The 17,845-nt window shown below is 67.5% G+C and carries 13 protein-coding genes and 3 pseudogenes; 9 read left to right on the forward strand and 7 right to left on the reverse strand.

The genetic code is table 11. From position 1 onward, the window contains the following. The first annotated feature begins 15 nt into the window (after positions 1 to 15). Positions 16 to 630 (forward strand): methyltransferase domain-containing protein, encoded by a 615-nt coding sequence (locus tag ABZV44_RS29100; RefSeq protein ID WP_354842914.1) that lies wholly within the window; start codon positions 16 to 18, stop codon positions 628 to 630. A 28-nt stretch (positions 631 to 658) separates the two neighbouring features. Here the strand turns inward: ABZV44_RS29100 and ABZV44_RS29105 are convergent, their stop codons facing one another. The 3 genes and pseudogenes from ABZV44_RS29105 to ABZV44_RS29115 form a co-directional block, all read right to left on the reverse strand. Further along, on the reverse strand, positions 659 to 1,057 hold the full coding sequence (locus ABZV44_RS29105; protein WP_354843214.1) for a VOC family protein: 399 nt from the start codon (positions 1,055 to 1,057) through the stop codon (positions 659 to 661). Between the two features lie 161 nt (positions 1,058 to 1,218). Next, positions 1,219 to 1,901, reverse strand: a pseudogene (locus ABZV44_RS29110) (response regulator). After that, positions 1,883 to 3,877 (reverse strand): sensor histidine kinase, encoded by a 1,995-nt coding sequence (locus ABZV44_RS29115; RefSeq protein WP_354842917.1) that lies wholly within the window; start codon positions 3,875 to 3,877, stop codon positions 1,883 to 1,885. The pseudogene ABZV44_RS29110 and the gene ABZV44_RS29115 overlap by 19 nt, the downstream one beginning before the upstream one ends. Before the next feature lie 161 nt (positions 3,878 to 4,038). Between ABZV44_RS29115 and ABZV44_RS29120 the strand changes: the two genes are divergently transcribed. The 3 genes from ABZV44_RS29120 to ABZV44_RS29130 are packed head-to-tail and all read left to right on the forward strand — an operon-like array spanning position 4,039 to position 6,832. Then, positions 4,039 to 4,899, forward strand: a complete 861-nt coding sequence (locus ABZV44_RS29120; protein WP_354842920.1) for an ABC transporter ATP-binding protein — start codon at positions 4,039 to 4,041, stop codon at positions 4,897 to 4,899. Beyond that, positions 4,889 to 5,776: an ABC transporter permease gene (locus ABZV44_RS29125; RefSeq protein ID WP_354842923.1), complete on the forward strand. Its 888-nt coding sequence runs from the start codon at positions 4,889 to 4,891 to the stop codon at positions 5,774 to 5,776. The genes ABZV44_RS29120 and ABZV44_RS29125 overlap by 11 nt, the downstream gene beginning before the upstream one ends. 3 nt (positions 5,777 to 5,779) lie before the next feature. After that, positions 5,780 to 6,832 carry an ABC transporter substrate-binding protein gene (locus tag ABZV44_RS29130; protein WP_354842925.1) on the forward strand — a complete coding sequence of 351 codons (1,053 nt, stop codon included), beginning with the start codon at positions 5,780 to 5,782 and terminating at the stop codon, positions 6,830 to 6,832. 48 nt (positions 6,833 to 6,880) lie between these two features. On the opposite strand, the gene rarD is transcribed toward ABZV44_RS29130, so the two are convergent. Next, entirely contained in the window at positions 6,881 to 7,807 is a 927-nt protein-coding gene (gene rarD / locus ABZV44_RS29135) for an EamA family transporter RarD (protein WP_354843217.1), read from the reverse strand. A gap of 158 nt (positions 7,808 to 7,965) precedes the next feature. Here rarD and ABZV44_RS29140 point away from each other — a divergent pair, with 158 nt between their 5' ends. Together ABZV44_RS29140 and ABZV44_RS29145 are read left to right on the forward strand one after the other, a co-directional pair. Further along, a complete protein-coding gene (locus ABZV44_RS29140; protein WP_354842928.1) occupies positions 7,966 to 10,401 on the forward strand; it encodes a cation-translocating P-type ATPase in 2,436 nt (811 codons plus the stop codon). A gap of 185 nt (positions 10,402 to 10,586) precedes the next feature. Then, positions 10,587 to 11,414 (forward strand): PhzF family phenazine biosynthesis protein, encoded by an 828-nt coding sequence (locus ABZV44_RS29145; RefSeq protein WP_354842930.1) that lies wholly within the window; start codon positions 10,587 to 10,589, stop codon positions 11,412 to 11,414. A gap of 5 nt (positions 11,415 to 11,419) precedes the next feature. Here the strand turns inward: ABZV44_RS29145 and ABZV44_RS29150 are convergent, their stop codons facing one another. Next, the gene (locus tag ABZV44_RS29150; RefSeq protein WP_354842933.1) at positions 11,420 to 12,331 is read right to left on the reverse strand and encodes an ADP-ribosylglycohydrolase family protein; all 912 of its coding nucleotides are present in this window, start codon (positions 12,329 to 12,331) and stop codon (positions 11,420 to 11,422) included. A gap of 192 nt (positions 12,332 to 12,523) precedes the next feature. Between ABZV44_RS29150 and ABZV44_RS29155 the strand changes: the two genes are divergently transcribed. From ABZV44_RS29155 to ABZV44_RS29165, 3 genes and pseudogenes are all read left to right on the forward strand, one after another. After that, on the forward strand, positions 12,524 to 13,309 hold the full coding sequence (locus tag ABZV44_RS29155; protein ID WP_354842936.1) for an acyl-ACP thioesterase domain-containing protein: 786 nt from the start codon (positions 12,524 to 12,526) through the stop codon (positions 13,307 to 13,309). A gap of 69 nt (positions 13,310 to 13,378) precedes the next feature. Then, positions 13,379 to 13,901 (forward strand): annotated as a pseudogene (locus ABZV44_RS29160) (pyridoxamine 5'-phosphate oxidase family protein). 357 nt (positions 13,902 to 14,258) lie between these two features. Continuing rightward, positions 14,259 to 14,582 carry a hypothetical protein gene (locus ABZV44_RS29165; protein WP_354842938.1) on the forward strand — a complete coding sequence of 108 codons (324 nt, stop codon included), beginning with the start codon at positions 14,259 to 14,261 and terminating at the stop codon, positions 14,580 to 14,582. A gap of 59 nt (positions 14,583 to 14,641) precedes the next feature. On the opposite strand, the pseudogene ABZV44_RS29170 reads toward ABZV44_RS29165, so the two are convergent. After that, a pseudogene (locus ABZV44_RS29170) lies at positions 14,642 to 15,258 on the reverse strand (transposase); the annotation flags it as partial. 282 nt (positions 15,259 to 15,540) lie between these two features. Beyond that, a complete protein-coding gene (locus ABZV44_RS29175) occupies positions 15,541 to 16,992 on the reverse strand; it encodes a DUF222 domain-containing protein (RefSeq protein WP_354842941.1) in 1,452 nt (483 codons plus the stop codon). Positions 16,993 to 17,845: the final 853 nt, after the last annotated feature.

Below are 17,845 nucleotides of genomic sequence, written 5' to 3' on the forward strand. Positions count from 1 at the left end.
TGCCAGAGTGGTGTCGTGGGAATCTACGAAGACCGGGTACTGCCCAGGCTGGTCGACCAATGCTGTGGCTCGAAGCAGATGAACTCCGAGCGGCAGCGGGTCTGCGCCGGGCTGCACGGGCGCGTCGTCGAGATCGGGTTCGGATCCGGGCGCAATGTGCCGTTCTATCCCGATTCGGTGCAGTCGGTGAGCGCGGTCGAACCCGCCGACCTCGGGTGGCGAATGGCCGCCGGGCGGCTGGCCGCGGCGACGGTTCCGGTGGAACGGGCCGGCCTGGACGGGCAGGCCCTGCCGTTCGCGGACGACAGCTTCGATTCCGCGCTGTCGACGTGGACGCTGTGCACCATCCCGGATGTCGGGGCCGCGCTCGCCGAGGTGCGCCGGGTGCTGGCGCCCGGCGGCACTTTTCATTTCGTCGAGCACGGTCTCGCACCGGATGCCGGTGTCCAGAAGTGGCAGCACCGGTTCAACCCGGTGCAGAAGGCGGTGGCCGGTGGCTGCCACCTCGACCGCGATATTCGTGGGTTGATCGAGGCCGCGGGATTCGAGATCCGCGATATCGATCGGTATTACCAGCAGGGGCCGAAGCCCTGGGTTGCCTTCTCGTTGGGCACCGCGGTAGCCGGGTGAGGAGTTACCGCGGTGACCCGCGTGAGAACTATTGCGGCCAGCCGCCGTACGGGACGGTGATCAACTCCATGTAGTGGCCGACAGGGTCGAGGAAATAGATCCCCCGGCCACCGTCATTGTGGTTGATCTCGTTGACGCCCTGCTGACGCGGGTCGGCCCAGTAGGTCATGCCGTACCGCTTGATCTTGTCGTAGGCGGCGTCGAATTCTTCCTCGGAGACCAGGAAGGCGTAATGCTGCGGTTGCGGCTCGCCCTCGAAACCCGGTGGCAGATTGGCGAAGTCGAAGGTGACGCCATTACCGACGGTAAGCGGAATGAACGGACCGTATGGCTTGCCCACCTCCACCCCGAGGATGTCCGCCCAGAATTCGGCGGAGACCCGATTGTCCGTGCACGCGACAATGGTGTGGTTGAACTGGATAGTGATAGGAATTCTCCTGTGTTCGTGACGATCCCGACCCTGGACCGGTACAAGTCGGCCGACAGGAGCATCGCCACGCCCACGACGGTAACCACCCGCCGCCGATTCCGCCAAGCGCCCTGTGCGAACCGTCACAGCTCGCAGCGGCCCCAGAAAATGGGGGCGGCTCAGGGCCGGCGGGGGGCGGAGTACTCCTGCTCCGGGCGGCCGGTGCTGCCGTAGCGCAGTTGCATGCGCAGGTCGCCGACGCCGACCAGGCTCGCGAGATAGCGCTGGGCGGTGGCGCGGGAGATGCCGATGGCGGCCGAGACCTGGGCTGCCGACATCGGAGTGTCGGCATTGCGGACCGCTTGCAGGACAAGGTCTTTCGTGGGTGAGGCGACGGTCGGCGGGCCGACGGCGACACCGGCGGGGGCGGCGACCGGGCGCAGCGCCGCCAGGGCGGCGTCCACATCGGCCGCGGTGACCTCCTGGGCGGCGAGCAGCCGCCGATATCGCGCGTACCCCGCCAGCCGGGCCGCGAGCACGGCATGGTCGAACGGCTTCACCAGGTAGCCGAGCGCCCCGGCCGACAGGGCGGCGCGCACGGTCTCCGATTCCGTTGCGGCGGTGAGCATCATGGCGTCGGACGGCATCTCGCGAACCAGGTCGATGCCGGAACCGTCGGGCAGGTAGACGTCCACCAGGGCCAGATCGACAGGGTCTCCGCCAGAGCGGCGCGCGCGGCGGCGAGCGTGTTCACGGTCGCCGACACCGCGAATCCCGGTAGCGCCGAGACGATTCCGGCATGCAGATTGGCCACCCGGAAGTCGTCGTCGACCACCAGCACGGTCAGCTCTCCTCGGCCCACGCCGCCTCCTCGTCCGTCAGCGCACCCGGCATCCGGGCAATGAACTCCGCTCCGCCCAAAGACTTCTCACCAGCGTCCGAACGGCCCCCGGTTACGCTCACGCCTCCCGGGTCGGCCAATCGCACATCCCCGCCCCGAGCCCGTGCCACCTGTCGCGACAGCGCCAAGCCCAGCCCCCGCCCACCCGGGCCACCGCCCGATTTCGTCGAAACCCCCTCGGCGAAGACCGAATCCAGCAATGCGGGCGCGATGCCCGCCCCATTGTCGGCGACCGCGATATGCAGGGTCCCGCCCTCCTGCACCAACTCCACCTCGACCACCGGCCCCTCGCCCTCGCCGACCGGATTCACGTCACCATCGACCCGAGCGCCGGAGGCGTTGATCGAGCCGGAATTCGCCGCCCGCCGAACGCTGCCACCCACGCTGTCACCACCGGAATCCAAGTCGGCAGCTGCCCCGGCAAAATCCGGATTCCGCTCGGACACAGCCGAACCCGCACCACCGCCGGCCGCGGCGGCGTCGATGGCGTTGTCGAGAAGATTTCCGAGGACGGTGGTGACATCGACGGGGGCGGCGAGGTTCGCGTCGACCCAGGTGTTGGGGCCGAGGCGGAGGTGGACGCCCTGTTCGCGGGCGTGGGCGGCCTTGGCGGAGAGGAAGGCCTGCAGGTAGGGGTCGCGGATGGTGTCGATGCCGGGGAGGGCCGCGCCGAGGGGGCCGGAGCCGAGGAGTTCTTCGATGTAGTGGGTGGCCTCGTCGGGGCGGCCGGTGTGGAGCAGGCCGCTGAGCAGGTGGAGGCGGTTGGCGAATTCGTGGCGCTGGGCGCGCAGGACGGTGCTCATGGTGGAGACGGCATCCAGTTGGCGGGTCAGCGATTCCACGTCGGTGCGGTCGCGGACGGAGAGGACCGCGCCGAGGGGTCGGGAGTCGCGGGTGACGGCGCGGGCGGTGACGACCACGATGCGGTCGCCGACCGCGGCTTGGACGGGTTGGCCATCCGCGGCCCGGAAGGCTTGCAGGACACGGGGAGTCAGGCCGATCGACTCGATATCGCTGCCCGGTTCCGGGTCGATGCCGAGCAGGCGGCGAGCCTCGTCATTGACGACGGTGACCCGGGATTTCGCGTCGGCCGCGACCACGCCCTCACCGATGCCGTGCAGGACGGCGTCCTGCTCGCGGACCAGATCCGCCAGATCGGAAGGCTCCAATCCCAGCGTCAACCCATGCCAGCGACGGGACAGCAACATTGATCCGGCGATGCCCGCGAGCAATGCGCCCCCGATCAGCAGTCCCGCGCGGCGTAGATCGCGCAGCAGCTGATCATGTACCGCCGCAGTGGAAATCCCCACGCTCACTTCCCCCACCACGCGGCCGCCGACGGGGCTCTGACCGCCGCTCGGCTGCCCGTTCGGTGTCGGGCCTGCCGCCTGGGCACTCGGTGCACCGGTCGCCGGACCCGAGGCTCCCGGCGGCGAGGCCTGTGCGGTATCCGGCTGCAGGACAGGGACTTTGGCGCGGACCGATTCGCCCAATGTCCCGTGTTCCCGGATCACCACTTCGGCCCCGGCCAGCGCGCGCGAGGGGTCGGTGCTGACCATTTCGCCCAGTCGGGCATGGTCGGGGTGGGCAAGGCGGATGCCCGCGTCATCGGTGATCACCACGAATAGCGCATCGGTGCGCAGGCGCGCGCTGTCGGCGATGTTCTCGAGCGTGCCCTCGGCGAGTTCCTGCTTCAGCGTGGGTCCAGCCGGTGACGGGCTGTCGGCGTACCGCGCGACGGCGGCGCGGACCTGCGGGTCGGAGGCGACGGTGCGGGCGATGGCCAGAGCGCGCTGGCCGTACTCGCCGGAGAGGCGGTCGCCACTGACGTAGGCGAAGACGCCGAAGGCGAGCCCGACGGTCAGGCCCACCACAGCGATCTGCAACAGCAGGATCTGGGTCCGGAGCCGGACGGAACGGGGGCCGAGCGAGAGCACGGGCGACAGTGTAGACAACCCCTCGCAACCACCTGAGCAGAATGCACAAAACGACCGAATCGCCGCTTGTGTGACTTGCGCGCACAACCGGGTGGAGTGTGACCCGGCCCACGTAGCTTCTGTCCAACGCCGCAGCGGCGGCATCGGAAACAGGAGCACTGATGAGCACAACGACCACTGAGCCCGGGCCGGGTCCCGCGCCTTTGATCGAATTGCGGGGCGCGACCAAGCGGTTCCCCGGCAACAACGGCGGCATCCACACCGCGGTGCGCGACCTGAACTTCACCGTCGCGGCCGGCGAATTCGTCGCCGTCGTCGGCCCGACCGGCTGCGGCAAGTCCACCACGCTGTCGCTGGTGTCCGGCCTGGAACCGGCCTCGGCGGGCCGGACCCTGGTGCGCGGCAAGGATGTTCGCGGTATTCCGGACGGTGTCGGCTACATGTTCCAGCAGGACGCCGTGCTGCCGTGGAAGTCGGTCATCGACAATGTGGCGCTGGGCCCGAAGCTCCGGGGCGTGTCCAGGGCCGAGGCCCGTGAGCGCGCTGCCCGCTGGGTTCGCACGGTCGGGCTGGCCGGGTTCGAGAACTACTACCCGCATCAGCTCTCGGGCGGCATGCGCAAGCGGGTGGCGCTGGCGCAGACGCTGGTCAACGATCCCGAGATCATCCTCATGGACGAGCCGTTCAGCGCGCTCGACGTGCAGACCCGCCAGCTCATGCAGGACGAACTGCTGCGTGTGTGGTCCGGCACCGACTCGGATGGCCGGGAAAAGGGCCGGGCGGCGGTCATCTTCGTGACCCACGATCTGGAAGAGGCCATCGCCCTGGCGGATCGGGTCGTCGTCATGACCGCGAGCCCCGCCACCGTGTGCGGCGACTTCGAGGTCACTCTGGACCGGCCGCGCAATGTCGAGGAGGTCCGCCTCACCGAGGAATTCCGCGACCTCTACAAGGAAATCTGGGAAACGCTGCGCGATCAGGTCGAGGCGGCCCGCACGAAGGGAGCGGCCCGTGTCGCTTGATGTCATGCCGCAGACCGCGGTCGCCGCAACGGAATTCGAGGTGGAGACCGAGGAGCAGATCCTGGCGCGGGTGCGGTCGCGGGCGCGCCGGAACAAGATCCGGACGTGGGGGCTGCGCGCGCTCATCGTGGCCCTGTGGCTGGGCGCGTGGGAGCTCACCGCCACCTACTGGATCGACCCGTTCTTCTACTCCAAGCCCTCGCTGATCTGGAACCGGCTGGCCGAATGGTTCACCGAGGGAACGCAATTCGGCTCCATCTGGCTGCAGCTGTACACGACGGTGCAGGAGGCGGTGCTGGGCTTCGCCATCGGCACCATCGCGGGCATCGTGCTGGGTGTGCTGCTGGGCCGCTCCCGCTACTGGGCGGACGTGCTGGCCCCGTTCATCAAGGCGCTCAACGCGGTGCCGCGCATCGTGCTGGCGTCGCTGTTCATCATCTGGTTCGGCCTGGGACTGCAGTCCAAGGTGGCGACGGTCGTGGTGCTGGTGTTCTTCGCGGTGTTCTTCAACGCCTTCACCGGTGCGCGCGAGGTGGACGGCAATGTCATCAACAATGCCCGCATCCTGGGCGCGAGCCGCCGTCAGGTGCTGAGCTCCATCGTGCTGCCCAGCGCGACCACCTGGATCCTGTCCTCGCTGCACACCGCCTTCGGTTTCGCGCTGATCGGCGCGGTGGTCGGTGAGTACGCCGGCGCCGGCAAGGGCCTGGGCCTGCTGATCAGCAATGCGCAGGGCACCTTCGACGCGGCGGGCATCTACGCGGGCATGATCATCATCACCGTCGTCGCGCTGGTGGCGGAGTGGCTGATCGGGCTGGCGGAGAACCGGCTGCTGAAATGGCGGCCCTCGCAGGCCGCCTCGGGCCACGGGATCTGAGCCATGAAGTACCGCAAGCACATTGCCGTGGTCCTGCTGGCGATCAGTGCGCTGCTGCTGGTGACGGGCTGCCGCGATTCGCGCCGCATTCCGACCGAGAACGGGCGGCCGCAGATCACCATCATGGTGGGCGGGCTGGAGAAGGTCATCTACCTGCCGGCCATGCTCACCGAGAAGCTGGGCTTCTTCGAGGCGAATGACATCGATGTGCACCTGCTGGGCGAGCAGTCCGGCGCGACGGCCGAGACCGCACTGCTCACCGGCGACGTCCAGGCCGTGGTCGGTTTCTACGACCACACCATCGATCTGCAGGCCAAGGACCAGTGCCTGAAGACGGTCGTGCAGTTCGCCGACGTGCCCGGTGAGGTCGAGCTGGTGTCGAAGCAGGACGCCGACGCCATCAAGTCCCCGGCGGACTTCAAGGGCCGCAATCTGGGCGTGACGTCGCTGGGCTCGTCGACCGACTTCCTCACTCAGGCGCTGGCCGGGCAGGCCGGTCTGCGGACCTCCGACTACACCCGGGTGAAAGTCGGTGCGGGACAGACCTTCATCGCGGGCATGAACCACAACGGCATCGACGCGGGCATGACCACCGACCCGACCGTCGCCAAGATGGTCACCTCCGGCGACGCCAGGGTGCTGGTCGACATGCGCAACGAGCAGGGCACCCGCGCGGCGCTCGGCGGCCTCTACCCCGCCGCCTCGCTCTACATGCGCTGCGAGACCGTGGCCGGCCACCCGGACATCGTGCAGAAGCTGGCGAACTCGTTCGTCCAGACCCTGCAGTGGATCAAGACCCACTCCCCCGAGGAGATCGCCGCCACGATGCCCGGCCAGTACGCGGGCGGGGATCCGAAGCTCTACGTCAAGTCCATCGCCGACTCGATCAGCATGTTCAACGGCGACGGCCTGATGAAACCCGAAGGCGCGCAGAACGTCCTGCGCATTCTCGGCCAGTACTCGCGCAATGTCGCACCGGTGCGGGAGCGCATCGACCTCGACGCGACCTACACCAACGAGTTCGTGGAGAAGGCCCAGAGCGCTCGCAAACCCTGACCGGCCCACGTGGAACCGCACATCGAATGAGGGGTGTGCGGTTTCGCGCTATTCCGGGACGGCGACCACGGGACGGCGGGAGCGGCGCACGGCGTCGACGGTGAAGATGGCCAGCGCCAGCCAGATCAGCGCGAACCCCGCCCAGCGAGACGCGGGCATGGGCTCGTGCCCCACCGCCACACCCCAGGCCAGCTGCAGTCCGGGCGTGAGGTACTGCAGAATTCCCATGGTGGACAACGGCACTCGCGGGGCCGCCAGCGCGAACAGCACCAGTGGCACGAGGGTGACCGGACCGGTCAGCATGAGCAATCCGGTATGCGGAAGTGAGGAACCGAAGGTCGCGTTGCCGGTCACCGCGATCACGATCACCGCGATCAGCGCGAACGGCGCGGCCGCCAATCCCTCTGCCGCCAGGCCGGGTAGCGCGTCGAGCCGAATCACCTTCTTGACCAGCCCATAGGTGGCGAAGGAACAGGCCAGGATCAACGCGATCCACGGCGGCCGGCCGTAATCGATGGTCAGCACGATCACCGCCGTGGCCCCCAGCCCCAGCGCGACCCACTGCGGAGCCCGGAGCCGCTCCCGGAAGATGATGACCCCGAATGCCACCGTCACCAGCGGATTGATGAAGTACCCCAGCGCACACTCCACCACGTGATGCGAGATCACGCCGTAGACGTACGCGCCCCAGTTCATCGAGATCGCCGCCGACGCCACGGCCGCCAGCTGCCAGGTCCGCGCATCGATCCGCCGCAGCTCCCCCAGCCGCCCGGCGAGCGTCATCACCAGCAGCGAGACCACCAGCGTCCAGAGAATCCGCTCGACCAGGACCTCCCCCGCGCTCGCGAAGGACAGCAGTCCGAAGAAGGCCGGGAACAGTCCCCAGATGAAATACGCCCCGATGCCGAAGGCGATGCCCGCGTCCCGGGCGCCCTCGTGTCCCGTCGGCTGATCCCGCCGCGTCGTCGTATCGATCGCTGCGTCCGAGTTCCCAGGTCCTTCCGCCACCCAAATACGTTAGCCCGCGCAACAAACGTCACGACAGCGAATACATGGGATGATCCTCACACACCCATCCCGCGCGACGGGCAGCTACGGGCGAGTTTCTTTGATCGCCCTTTACTGTGGAGGGCATGTCGATTACTGCGCAGGCAGCTAGTCCACCCAGCCCACCCGCGCTGGGGCTCACCTCCGCCGAGGTGGAGCAGCGGCGGCGGGACGGACTGACCAACGACGTGCCGGAGCGGGCCAGCCGGTCCGTCAAGGACATCGTCAAGGCGAACGTGTTCACCCGGATCAATGCGATCCTCGGTGTGCTGTTCATCCTGGTGCTGGCCACCGGTTCGCTCATCGACGGCATGTTCGGGCTGCTGATCATCGCCAACAGCGCGGTCGGCATCATCCAGGAGCTCCGGGCCAAGAACACCCTCGACAAGCTGGCCATCGTCGGGCAGGCCAAGCCCGTGGTACGCCGCGAGGGCATCGCCGGCGCCGTCGTGCCGCAGGAGATCGTGCTCGACGACATCATCGAACTCGGTCCCGGCGACCAGATCGTCGTCGACGGCGAGGTGATCGAGACCGAACTGCTCGAGGTCGACGAGTCACTGCTCACCGGTGAGGCCGACCCCATCGACAAAACCCTTGGCGCGCATATCATGTCGGGCAGCTTCGTGGTGTCGGGCAGCGGCGCCTACCGGGCCACCAAGGTCGGCAAGGACGCCTACGCCGCCAAGCTCGCCGACGAGGCCAGCAAGTTCACGCTGGTCAAGTCGGAGCTGCGCAGCGGCATCGACACCATCCTGAAAGTCATTACCTACCTGCTGATTCCGGCGGGCCTGCTGTCCATCTACAACCAGCTGTTCTCCTCCAAGGAATCCTGGCGACCCGCCGTCAACGGCATGGTGGCCGCGCTGGTGCCCATGGTGCCCGAGGGCCTGGTACTGATGACCTCCATCGCCTTCGCGGTCGGCGTGGTCCGGCTCGGTGCGCGCAAGTGCCTGGTGCAGGAGCTGCCCGCCATCGAGGGGCTGGCCCGGGTGGACGTGGTGTGTGCGGACAAGACCGGCACCCTCACCGAGAACGGCATGCGGCTCGCGGAAGTCCGTCCGGTGAACGACATTCCGGAGGCGACACTGCGCGAGGTACTCGCCGCGCTGGCCGCCGACGACCCGCGGCCCAATGCCAGCGTGCAGGCCATCAAGGAGGCACTGCCGGGCGCGCCCGGCTGGGACTCCACCGGAGTCGCGCCGTTCTCCTCCGCCAAGAAGTGGAGCGGCATGTCCTACGGCGAGCACGGCAACTGGCTGATGGGTGCGCCGGACGTGCTGCTGGACCCGGACTCCGAGATCGCCGACACCGCACAGGACATCGGGGCCAAGGGGCTGCGCGTCCTGCTGCTGGCCCGCAGCGATCGGCCGGTGGACGCGCCCGACGCGCCCGGGCAGGTCACCCCGGCCGCGCTGGTGGTGCTCGAGCAGAAGGTGCGCCCCGACGCCAAGGGGACGCTGGAATACTTCGCCTCCCAGCATGTTTCGGCCAAGGTCATCTCCGGCGACAATGCGGTGTCGGTCGGCGCGGTGGCGTCGTCGCTGGGGTTGCCCGGGGGCAACGACCCGGTCGATGCCCGCACGCTTCCGACCGATCAGAACGAGCTGGCGGACGTGCTGGAGCACAAGACCGTGTTCGGCCGCGTCCGACCGGATCAGAAGCGCGCCATGGTCGGTGCGCTGCAGTCGCGCGGCCACACCGTCGCCATGACCGGCGACGGCGTCAACGACGTCCTCGCCCTCAAGGACGCCGATATCGGCGTCGCCATGGGCTCGGGCAGCCCGGCCACCCGCGCGGTGGCGCAGATCGTGCTGCTGGACAACAAGTTCGCGACCCTGCCCTACGTCGTGGGCGAGGGCCGCCGGGTGATCGGCAATATCGAGCGGGTCTCCAACCTGTTCCTCACCAAGACCGTCTACTCGGTGGTGCTGGCGTTCCTGGTCGGCATCGCGGGCATCGGGTCGCAGATCTTCAGCTACAAGGCCATCGGCTACCCGTTCCTGCCCCGCCACGTGACGATCGCCGCCTGGTTCACCATCGGCATCCCGGCCTTCATCCTCTCGCTGGCCCCCAACAACGAGCGCGCCCGCACCGGATTCGTCGGCCGCGTCATGCGATTGGCGGTCCCGTCGGGCGTCGTGATCGGCGTGATGACCTTCATCTCGTACCTGATCGCCTACAAGGGGCCCGACGTCAGCGAGACCGCGAAGATCCAGGCCGGCACCACCGCCCTGATCACGCTGCTGATCATCGCGGTGTGGGTGCTGGCCATCGTCGCCCGCCCGTGGAACTGGTGGAAGATCCTGCTGGTGGCGGGTTCCATCGCCGGATACCTGATCCTGTTCGCGGTGCCGTTCACCCGCCACTTCTTCAAACTGGACCCGTCCAACATCGCGCTGACGACATTGGCCATCGTGTGCGGCGGAATCGGCATCGTCCTGGTCGAGGTTGCCTGGTGGCTCAGCGCCAAGTACCTCGGCGAATCGCCCCACACGCCGGTACCGGCGGACGAAGACGCCTGATCCACAAGCCGTTTCGAGCCGGGGCCGTGTCACGTACCCCGGCTCGAATCATGTTCAGCGCGAGCGCATGTGGAGCGTGTCAGCGGCCTGGACCTGCGGTGATGGTCGAATTGGTCGCATGGTTTGGCTCGCCGTGAGTGGTGCCGTCCTGGGCAGTAATTGAATTCGCAGGTACCTTGAGCGCCATGGAGGTCTTGCTGCATCAGCTCGACGCATTCGCCGACGCGCCGTTCTCGGGCAATCCCGCCGCGGTCATGCCGCTGCTGTCCTGGCTGCCGGACGAACTGCTGCAGCGGCTGGCCGAGGAGAACAACCTCGCCGAGACGGCCTTCTACACCTCGGCGCTGCCGGCGGAAGCGGGTGCGCCGCCGGACAACTCGCCCGCCTTCCATCTGCGGTGGTTCACGCCGACGGTGGAGGTGGACCTGTGCGGGCATGCCACCATGGCCGCGGCCGCGCAGATCCTCGACGACATGCATCCGGGGGCGGATCGGGTCCACTTCTATACGCGCAGCGGGTGGTTGCGGGTGGATCGGGACCGGGACGATCTGGTGCTCGACCTGCCATCGGTGTCATCGGTGGAAATCGATGTGCACGACGAACTTCCGCATCAGCTGGCGCAGGCGCTGGGGGTGCGGCCGCTGCGCGCGTTCGAGGGGACCGACGTGGTGCTGGTCGTCACCGCCGAACACGAAGTGCGCGAATCCCGTCCGAACTTCTCGGCCTTTCCCGAATTGAACCGCGCCGCCATTCTCACCGCGACCGGCGACGACGTCGACTTCGTGTCCCGGGTCTTCGCACCCGGCCAGGGGATTCCCGAGGATCCGGTCACCGGGTCGGCGCACGCCCAGCTCACCCCGCTGTGGAGTCGCGAACTCGGGCGCACCATCCTCACCGCCCGCCAGCTGTCCCGGCGCGGCGGGGCCCTGCGCTGCGCCCTCACCGGCGACCGGGTGCGCCTCACCGGCCGCTGCCGCCGCTACCTCGACGGCGTAGTCCGCCTGCCGGACTGAGCAATTCAGCGCTCGGTCACCTGCCGGGTGAGGGCGTTCAGGTCCGTGGTGCGATAGCCCGGGTAGCCGTGCAGCAGCTCCAGCCATTCGGCGGGGACGGCCGACGCGCCCCAGCGAGCGCCGAGCAGACCGCCCGCGATGGCCGCCGTGGTATCGGTGTCGCCGCCCGCGCGCACCGCGAGTTCCAGTGCGGCGGACAGGGTTTCGGCGTGAGTAATGGCCCACCAGGCCGTCTGCAGGGCGTGCACCACCCAGCCGTTCTTGGGGAAGTCGACGGGGCTGCCGGTTTCGGCCTTGTCCAGCAACGGTTCCCAGAAGCCGGTGTCCACCTGGGACAGCGCCTCACGCAGGCCGTCATAGGTGCCGAACAGGATGGCGTGGCGGATGGCCAGGGTCCAGAGCTTGCACGCCTGCATGGCTTGCATGTCGTAGTGGGTCAGTGAACTGACGAGTTTGGCTGCCTTGCCGCACTTCTCGGCATCGTCGAGATAGGCGAGCGCGACCGGGGCGGTCCGCATGAGCGAACCATTGCCCGCCGTCAGGCCGGTCAGATCGTGGGCGCGCATCTGCATGGCGCGCCCGGTCACGTCACGCCACTGCAGCACCTCACGGGTCTGGTTGCCGATGTCCTTGGGTCCGGAGTCCCACCACACGACGAATTCGGCCGCCACCGCGTCCAGCCCCTCCGGGCTGCAGAGGTCCCCCACCCGCGCGGCCGCCCGCGCCACCGCGACCGCCATGGCCGTGTCGTCGGTCCACTCACCCGGCGCCCACCCGAACGCGCCACCGCCCCGCATTCGGATCTCGGCGTCCGGACCGGGCACGGTGAACTCGTAGCCCGCCCCCAGCGCGTCTCCGGCCGCGGTCCCCAGCAGTACCCCGGCGGCTCGGTCGGCCTGCTCCGGCGTCAATTCCATGTGCGCTCGCCTCTTCCGCTCCGATGCGTCCACATCGATCTATCACGACGTTACCCACCGCGTGGGCACGCCGAACCGGGCAGCCGCCGTCTTTACGGGTTCTGCACTAGGCTCGGGGACACTCCCGTGCAGCGTCGCCGCCGCAGTTGTTCCGTGCACTCCCGCTCCGTTACTCGGATGGAGGTTCTGCCGATGAACCAGGTCGCCGATCCCACCGTGACCGCGGCACACCCGTCGGCCACGCCACTCGTCCCCGTTCCCGACTCCGGCCACATCTTCGACGTCACCCGCCGCCTGGGCACCGTCGATATGGACGAGAACCAGTACCTGCGCATCGACGGCACCGCCCGCCACCTCCAGGACGCCGGCGTCGACCACCTCGCGCACATCGGCGCCCTCGAATCGCATCCGCACTGGATCGTGCGCCGCACCGTCATCGATGTACTCCGCCCGATCACCTGGCCCACCCAGCTGCGCATCCGCCGCTGGTGCTCGGGCATCTCCCCGCGCTGGTGCACCATGCGGGTCCGTATCGATTCCGACACCGGCGGCCTGATCGAAACCGAAGGCTTCTGGATCCACATGAACAAGGAGACGATGAGCCCGTCCCGGGTGGCCGACGAATTCTTCGAGCTCATGAGCACCACCACCGACGAGCACCGGCTGCGCTGGCGGCAATGGCTCGACGAACCCCGGCCGCCCACGCCCGCCACCCGTTTCCCCCTGCGCCGCACCGACACCGACCACTTCCAGCACATCACCAACACGGCCTACTGGCACGCTGTCCACGAATTCACCGCCGACGCAACGGATCTCGTCCAGGGACCGCACCGTTTCATCCTCGAATACAACAAGCCCATCCGCTACGGCGAAACCTTGGACATCCATACCGCCCGCACGCCGGACGCCCTCACCCTCTGGTTCTCCGTCGACCACGGCACCCGGGCCATCGCCCAACTCCGCCCCGTCGCATCCTGATCGCCCCGAGCCGATGATTGCGACGGACTCGGCCCGTCTCGACTCGTATCAGCCCACCGAGGAGGAACGATGCTCGCAGATCCGGTATCGGCAGAGGACCTGAACATCTATGGCAAGGCCGAGCTGCCCTGGGACCGCGTCCAGAAGGCGATCGACGCATGGATCGGGCTGCCCGAGACCCCCCCAATTCCTCGGCACCGTCAGCCCATCCGGCAAGCCGAGCTCAGCAGGGATCGGCGGCATCGAAGCCGACGGCCACATCTACTTCACCAGCGGGCCCGCCAGCAAGAAGTCACGCAACCTGGCCGCCAACCCGTTCTGCACACTGTCCATCCGATTCCCGGACGTCGATCTCGTACTGTCCGGGGCAGCGCACCGGATCATCGATCCCGCCGAACTCGATCGCGTCACCGCCGTCTACCGCGCCGGCGGCTGGCCCGCAGAACGATCCGGCGACGCGATCACCGCACCCTACAGCGCCCAGAGCGCCGGACCCGCCCCCTGGCACCTCTACCGCCTCACCATCCACACCGCAGTAGGCGTGGCCCTGACCGACCCCCACGGCGCCACCCGCTGGCACTTCGCCCACTGACCGCCATCAACCCGCAAGGGCGAGCGCAGGATTCGACAATCCGCCCCATCGCGTAGCCCCACCCCTTCACCCAGACCGCCGGTCCCGACCGCGGGCCAACATTGAATTCGGACGTTTTGACGCTCAGCAGTGACGTCCGACTCCTCCGGACGTGACCGTCCCGCACCCACAAACCCGAAAGACAAAGAGCCAAAAGACAAAATGCAGTAATGATGGGGTGAACCCCGCAACGGTCGTCCTGACTCGAAAAGATGCAGGAAAACGAGGGGGTGTCCCATGTTCGTTGTCAAGTCGCGGGTCGGGTGTTCTGGCTGGTGAGGGTGTTGGACGAAGCTGGTTGTCGGTAGCGTGATTTGGGTGTCGACGAAGGCTGAACGGCAGGCTGCCCGCGGCGTGGTGGCTGCGTATCACGAGGCGCAGCTCGGTGTGCTGATCGAGCAAGTCGGCCGGGCGGTGGACCGTTTTCGGACTGGTGAGCGGGATGCGTTCGAGGTCGACGCGGTGATCCATCAGTTCCATCGGGCGGCCCGGCAGTTGTGGTCGTTCTGCGCCCTGTCCGGCACGCAGATGGAACTGACCGCGAACTTGATTCAGCGCATGGCCGATGACGGCGACCCCATCGATTGGTGGCAGCGCGGCGCGTCGCCTAACGCCCGCAGTGCAAAGGATCCGGACGCCTGATCCGGCCGCTGGTGTGGCAGCTGCGGGGTTGCGGTAGGGCCGTCTGGCTTTGAGTACGGATAGAGAACGTCGCAGCGGCGATGGGCTAGGCAGACGAGCGCGGCGTTGTGCATTTTGCCTCCGACGCGTTTGCGGTCCTGGTAGGCGCGGCTGACTGGGTCGTGCAGGGCGGCAAACGCTGACAGGAACAGCGTGCGTTTGAGTTTGTGATTGCCGGAGCGGGCGGGATGTTCACCGCGGATGGATCTGCCGGAGCGGTGGGCGACCGGGGCGATGCCGGCGTAGGCGGCCAAATCGCCGGCGATGGAAAACGCCGTGCCGTCGCCGAGTTCGAGCAGAGTGCGGGCTCGGGTCCTGACTCCGACGCCGAGCATCGAGGCTGGGACCTTGGCGAGAGGGTGCGCATCGAGCATCCTCTCGATGTCGGTCGCGATGAGTTGTCGTTGCACCAAAACCGATTTCAGTGAATCGGCGAGTCCCGGGAGCACAACCTCGGCGGCCTCACTGCCCGGGCGGCGACTGGCCGCGCGGGCAGCGCGGCCAGGATCACCTCGACCAATCGGGCGCCCATGCTGGGTGCATGCTTGATTGCGACGGCGGTGAGTTTGCGTTCTCCTGCGGCGCGGATGCCCTTCGGGGCACACTTGCCCGTCACTGCGCACACAGCAGGACACGAGCAGCCGGGAATCACGCCACCCGAGCATCCCACCTCCAGCAACTGGAATCGATCGCAGCGACGACCCACTGCCCCACGCGATGCCGATCGTCCACCCACACCTCCCCGCGCCCTGCGCACGCCAGCAGGGCACGAGCAGCCGGGAATCACGCCGCCCGTGAACCCCACCTCCAGCAACTGGAATCGATCGCAGCCGCGACCCACTGCCCCACGCGATGCCGATCGTCCACCCACACCTCCCCGTGCCCTGCGCACGCCAGCAGGGCACGAGCGGTCTGGGAATCACGCGGCCCGTGAACCCCACTTCCGGCAACTGGATTCGATGGCAGCGGCGACCTGCTGCCCCACGTGATGCCTGTCGTTCACGCGAGCAATGCCGGTCGGGTCGAGACGTTTCGGGGCAATCCACCCGGTCCGTCCCCGATACGGGGAATCTTTGCCCATGACAACGGTTCTCCAGCCGCCGGGACTGTCGTTCACCAGTGCGTGGCAGTGATCGCAGACCAGGGTCAGGTTGGTCAGATCGGTCGGTCCGTCTTTGGCCCAGTCGGTGATGTGGTGGACCGCGCACATACTCGCGGGTGCGTCGCATCCCGGGCGGGTGCAGCCCTTGTCGCGGGCGATCAACGCCAGGCGCTGCGCCGGAGTGGCCAGGCGCTGGCAGCGACCCAGGTACAGCGGCAGCCCGTCGGCGTCGAGGACCGCCAGTACCGGGCGGGTGCCCTCGGCCAGCTTCAACGCCTCGTTGATCGAGACATAGCCGCCCGAGGCGGTGGTCGCGACCCCGGCCCCACGCTCGAGGTCGGCGAGGTTCATGGTGAGGATGGCTTGGACCGGCAGACCGCGGTGGGAGCCGAGTTTGGCGGGGTCGACTCCGGGCTGCAGGAGCGCGAACAGGGCGTCGTGGGTGCGCTGACCGCCATCACGACGATCACGACGCGCGGCCGCCTCCAACAACGTCGAATCCACGACCCTGACCGTCGCGGCGACGCTGTCGGCGTCGTCGATGTTGCACATGCCCGGGCGCGCGAGCTTGGCGAAGACGGCATCGAGCAGCGCGCGCAGTTCGGGGGTGATCCAGCCTTCGATCCAGGACATGCCATCGATGCCGGGGCGGCACAGCAGGATTCCGCGCTTGCGACGGCGGTCGGTGTCGGAGACGACCTTGCCGTCCGGGTCGACCCGGGCGAGGATGTCGCGGCCGATCTTGGGCAGGTCATCGGGCCAGCCGGTGCGGGAATGGCCTACCAGGATGCCCTCGGCCTCCGCACGCGTCTCGGCCGCGATGTCGGCGGGCAGGTGGTTCATCACGTCGATGATGTTGCGGACGTGATCGCGTGAGATATCGCCTGTCCCATAGGCTTCGGCGGTCTTCTCCAACGTCGCCGGGCGCAGGTGTCCGGTGGGTTCGAAGAATTCCCCGCACTGCACGGTGATCTTCACTCGCACCGATGCGTCGTACCTCGACAGACCCAAGGTCTGCCGCAGGAACGGCACCATCCCCTTCGCCCCACTGCCTTCGGGCAGCGAACGATTGCAGGCCTCGATGATCAGGCGTGAATCCAGCGCCGACAGTTGACGTTTGCAGGTTTCGAGCCGCTGCATCAATTCCACGACATCACTGTCGGAGAACGGGTTCAGGTTGCCGTGCAGGACGGAATTCGACAGGGATTGGACGGCGGCTGCCAGGTCGGCGATGCCGCACGTGTCGAGTGTTTCCCCTTTCGAATCCATGTGCTAATTCTACCGCTCGCATGATCGCCAGTGAAGCCGAATTAAAGTGTGACACAACGATTTTCAGACATCGAACTATTTCAAATTCGAACCTAACAGGGTACGAGGACGTGGAGAAACTCGATGTCGCCCTTGCCGTTCGAGCTACGGAAGCCGCGTCCGGAGTAATGCGGATCAGTTCCGTGACCCAGCTACCCGCTACGACAAAGAGGATGAGGACTTCGTCACCCAGGCTGATCTCGCCGCCGGGCTGACCATTCTCGACATTCTTCGGGCCGCCCGTCCCGGCGGCCGTTTCCTCGCCGAAGAGTCAGGCACCCACCGGGGACCCCTCGAACCGCACCTAGTTGATCAATCCACTGTGCGGCACAAGGAATTTCGCTGCGGGAGCAGCGCTTGTCACGGTGAATATCGGGCTCCGCCCTGCTACCCAATCCGCGAGCCGCCCTGGTCGAAATCGACGCCGACAACCTGTCGCCCTACACGGGCTGGTTCTCGCTGGCCGGCTGATGGCCGACGAAACCTTCACGGCCGCCTGCTATCCCCGCGTTCTATCCACCTCACCGGCCCTGGTTCGGGTGGCAGCGGAAGCGGATCAACGACCGCGGCCCGGTCACCCTGGCCGAGCTGCCCGGCGGAGTTCAGGCCTGGTCGGTCACCAGCCAGGAGTTACTACGCACACTGCTGCTCGATCCATGCAGATCCAAGGATGCCCGCCGAGACTGGCCTGCTTTCCTCGAGGCGGCCGACGCTAGGCAAAGGGAGTGTCGATTCGTGTTGATACGCCGCAACTTTGCCGAAAATGATTGATACACAACGGTATTGGCAGTTACGGTTGTCAGGACCTCAGAGG

The sequence above is a fragment of the Nocardia sp. NPDC004860 genome (genome assembly GCF_040609015.1).
Taxonomy (GTDB): domain Bacteria; phylum Actinomycetota; class Actinomycetes; order Mycobacteriales; family Mycobacteriaceae; genus Nocardia.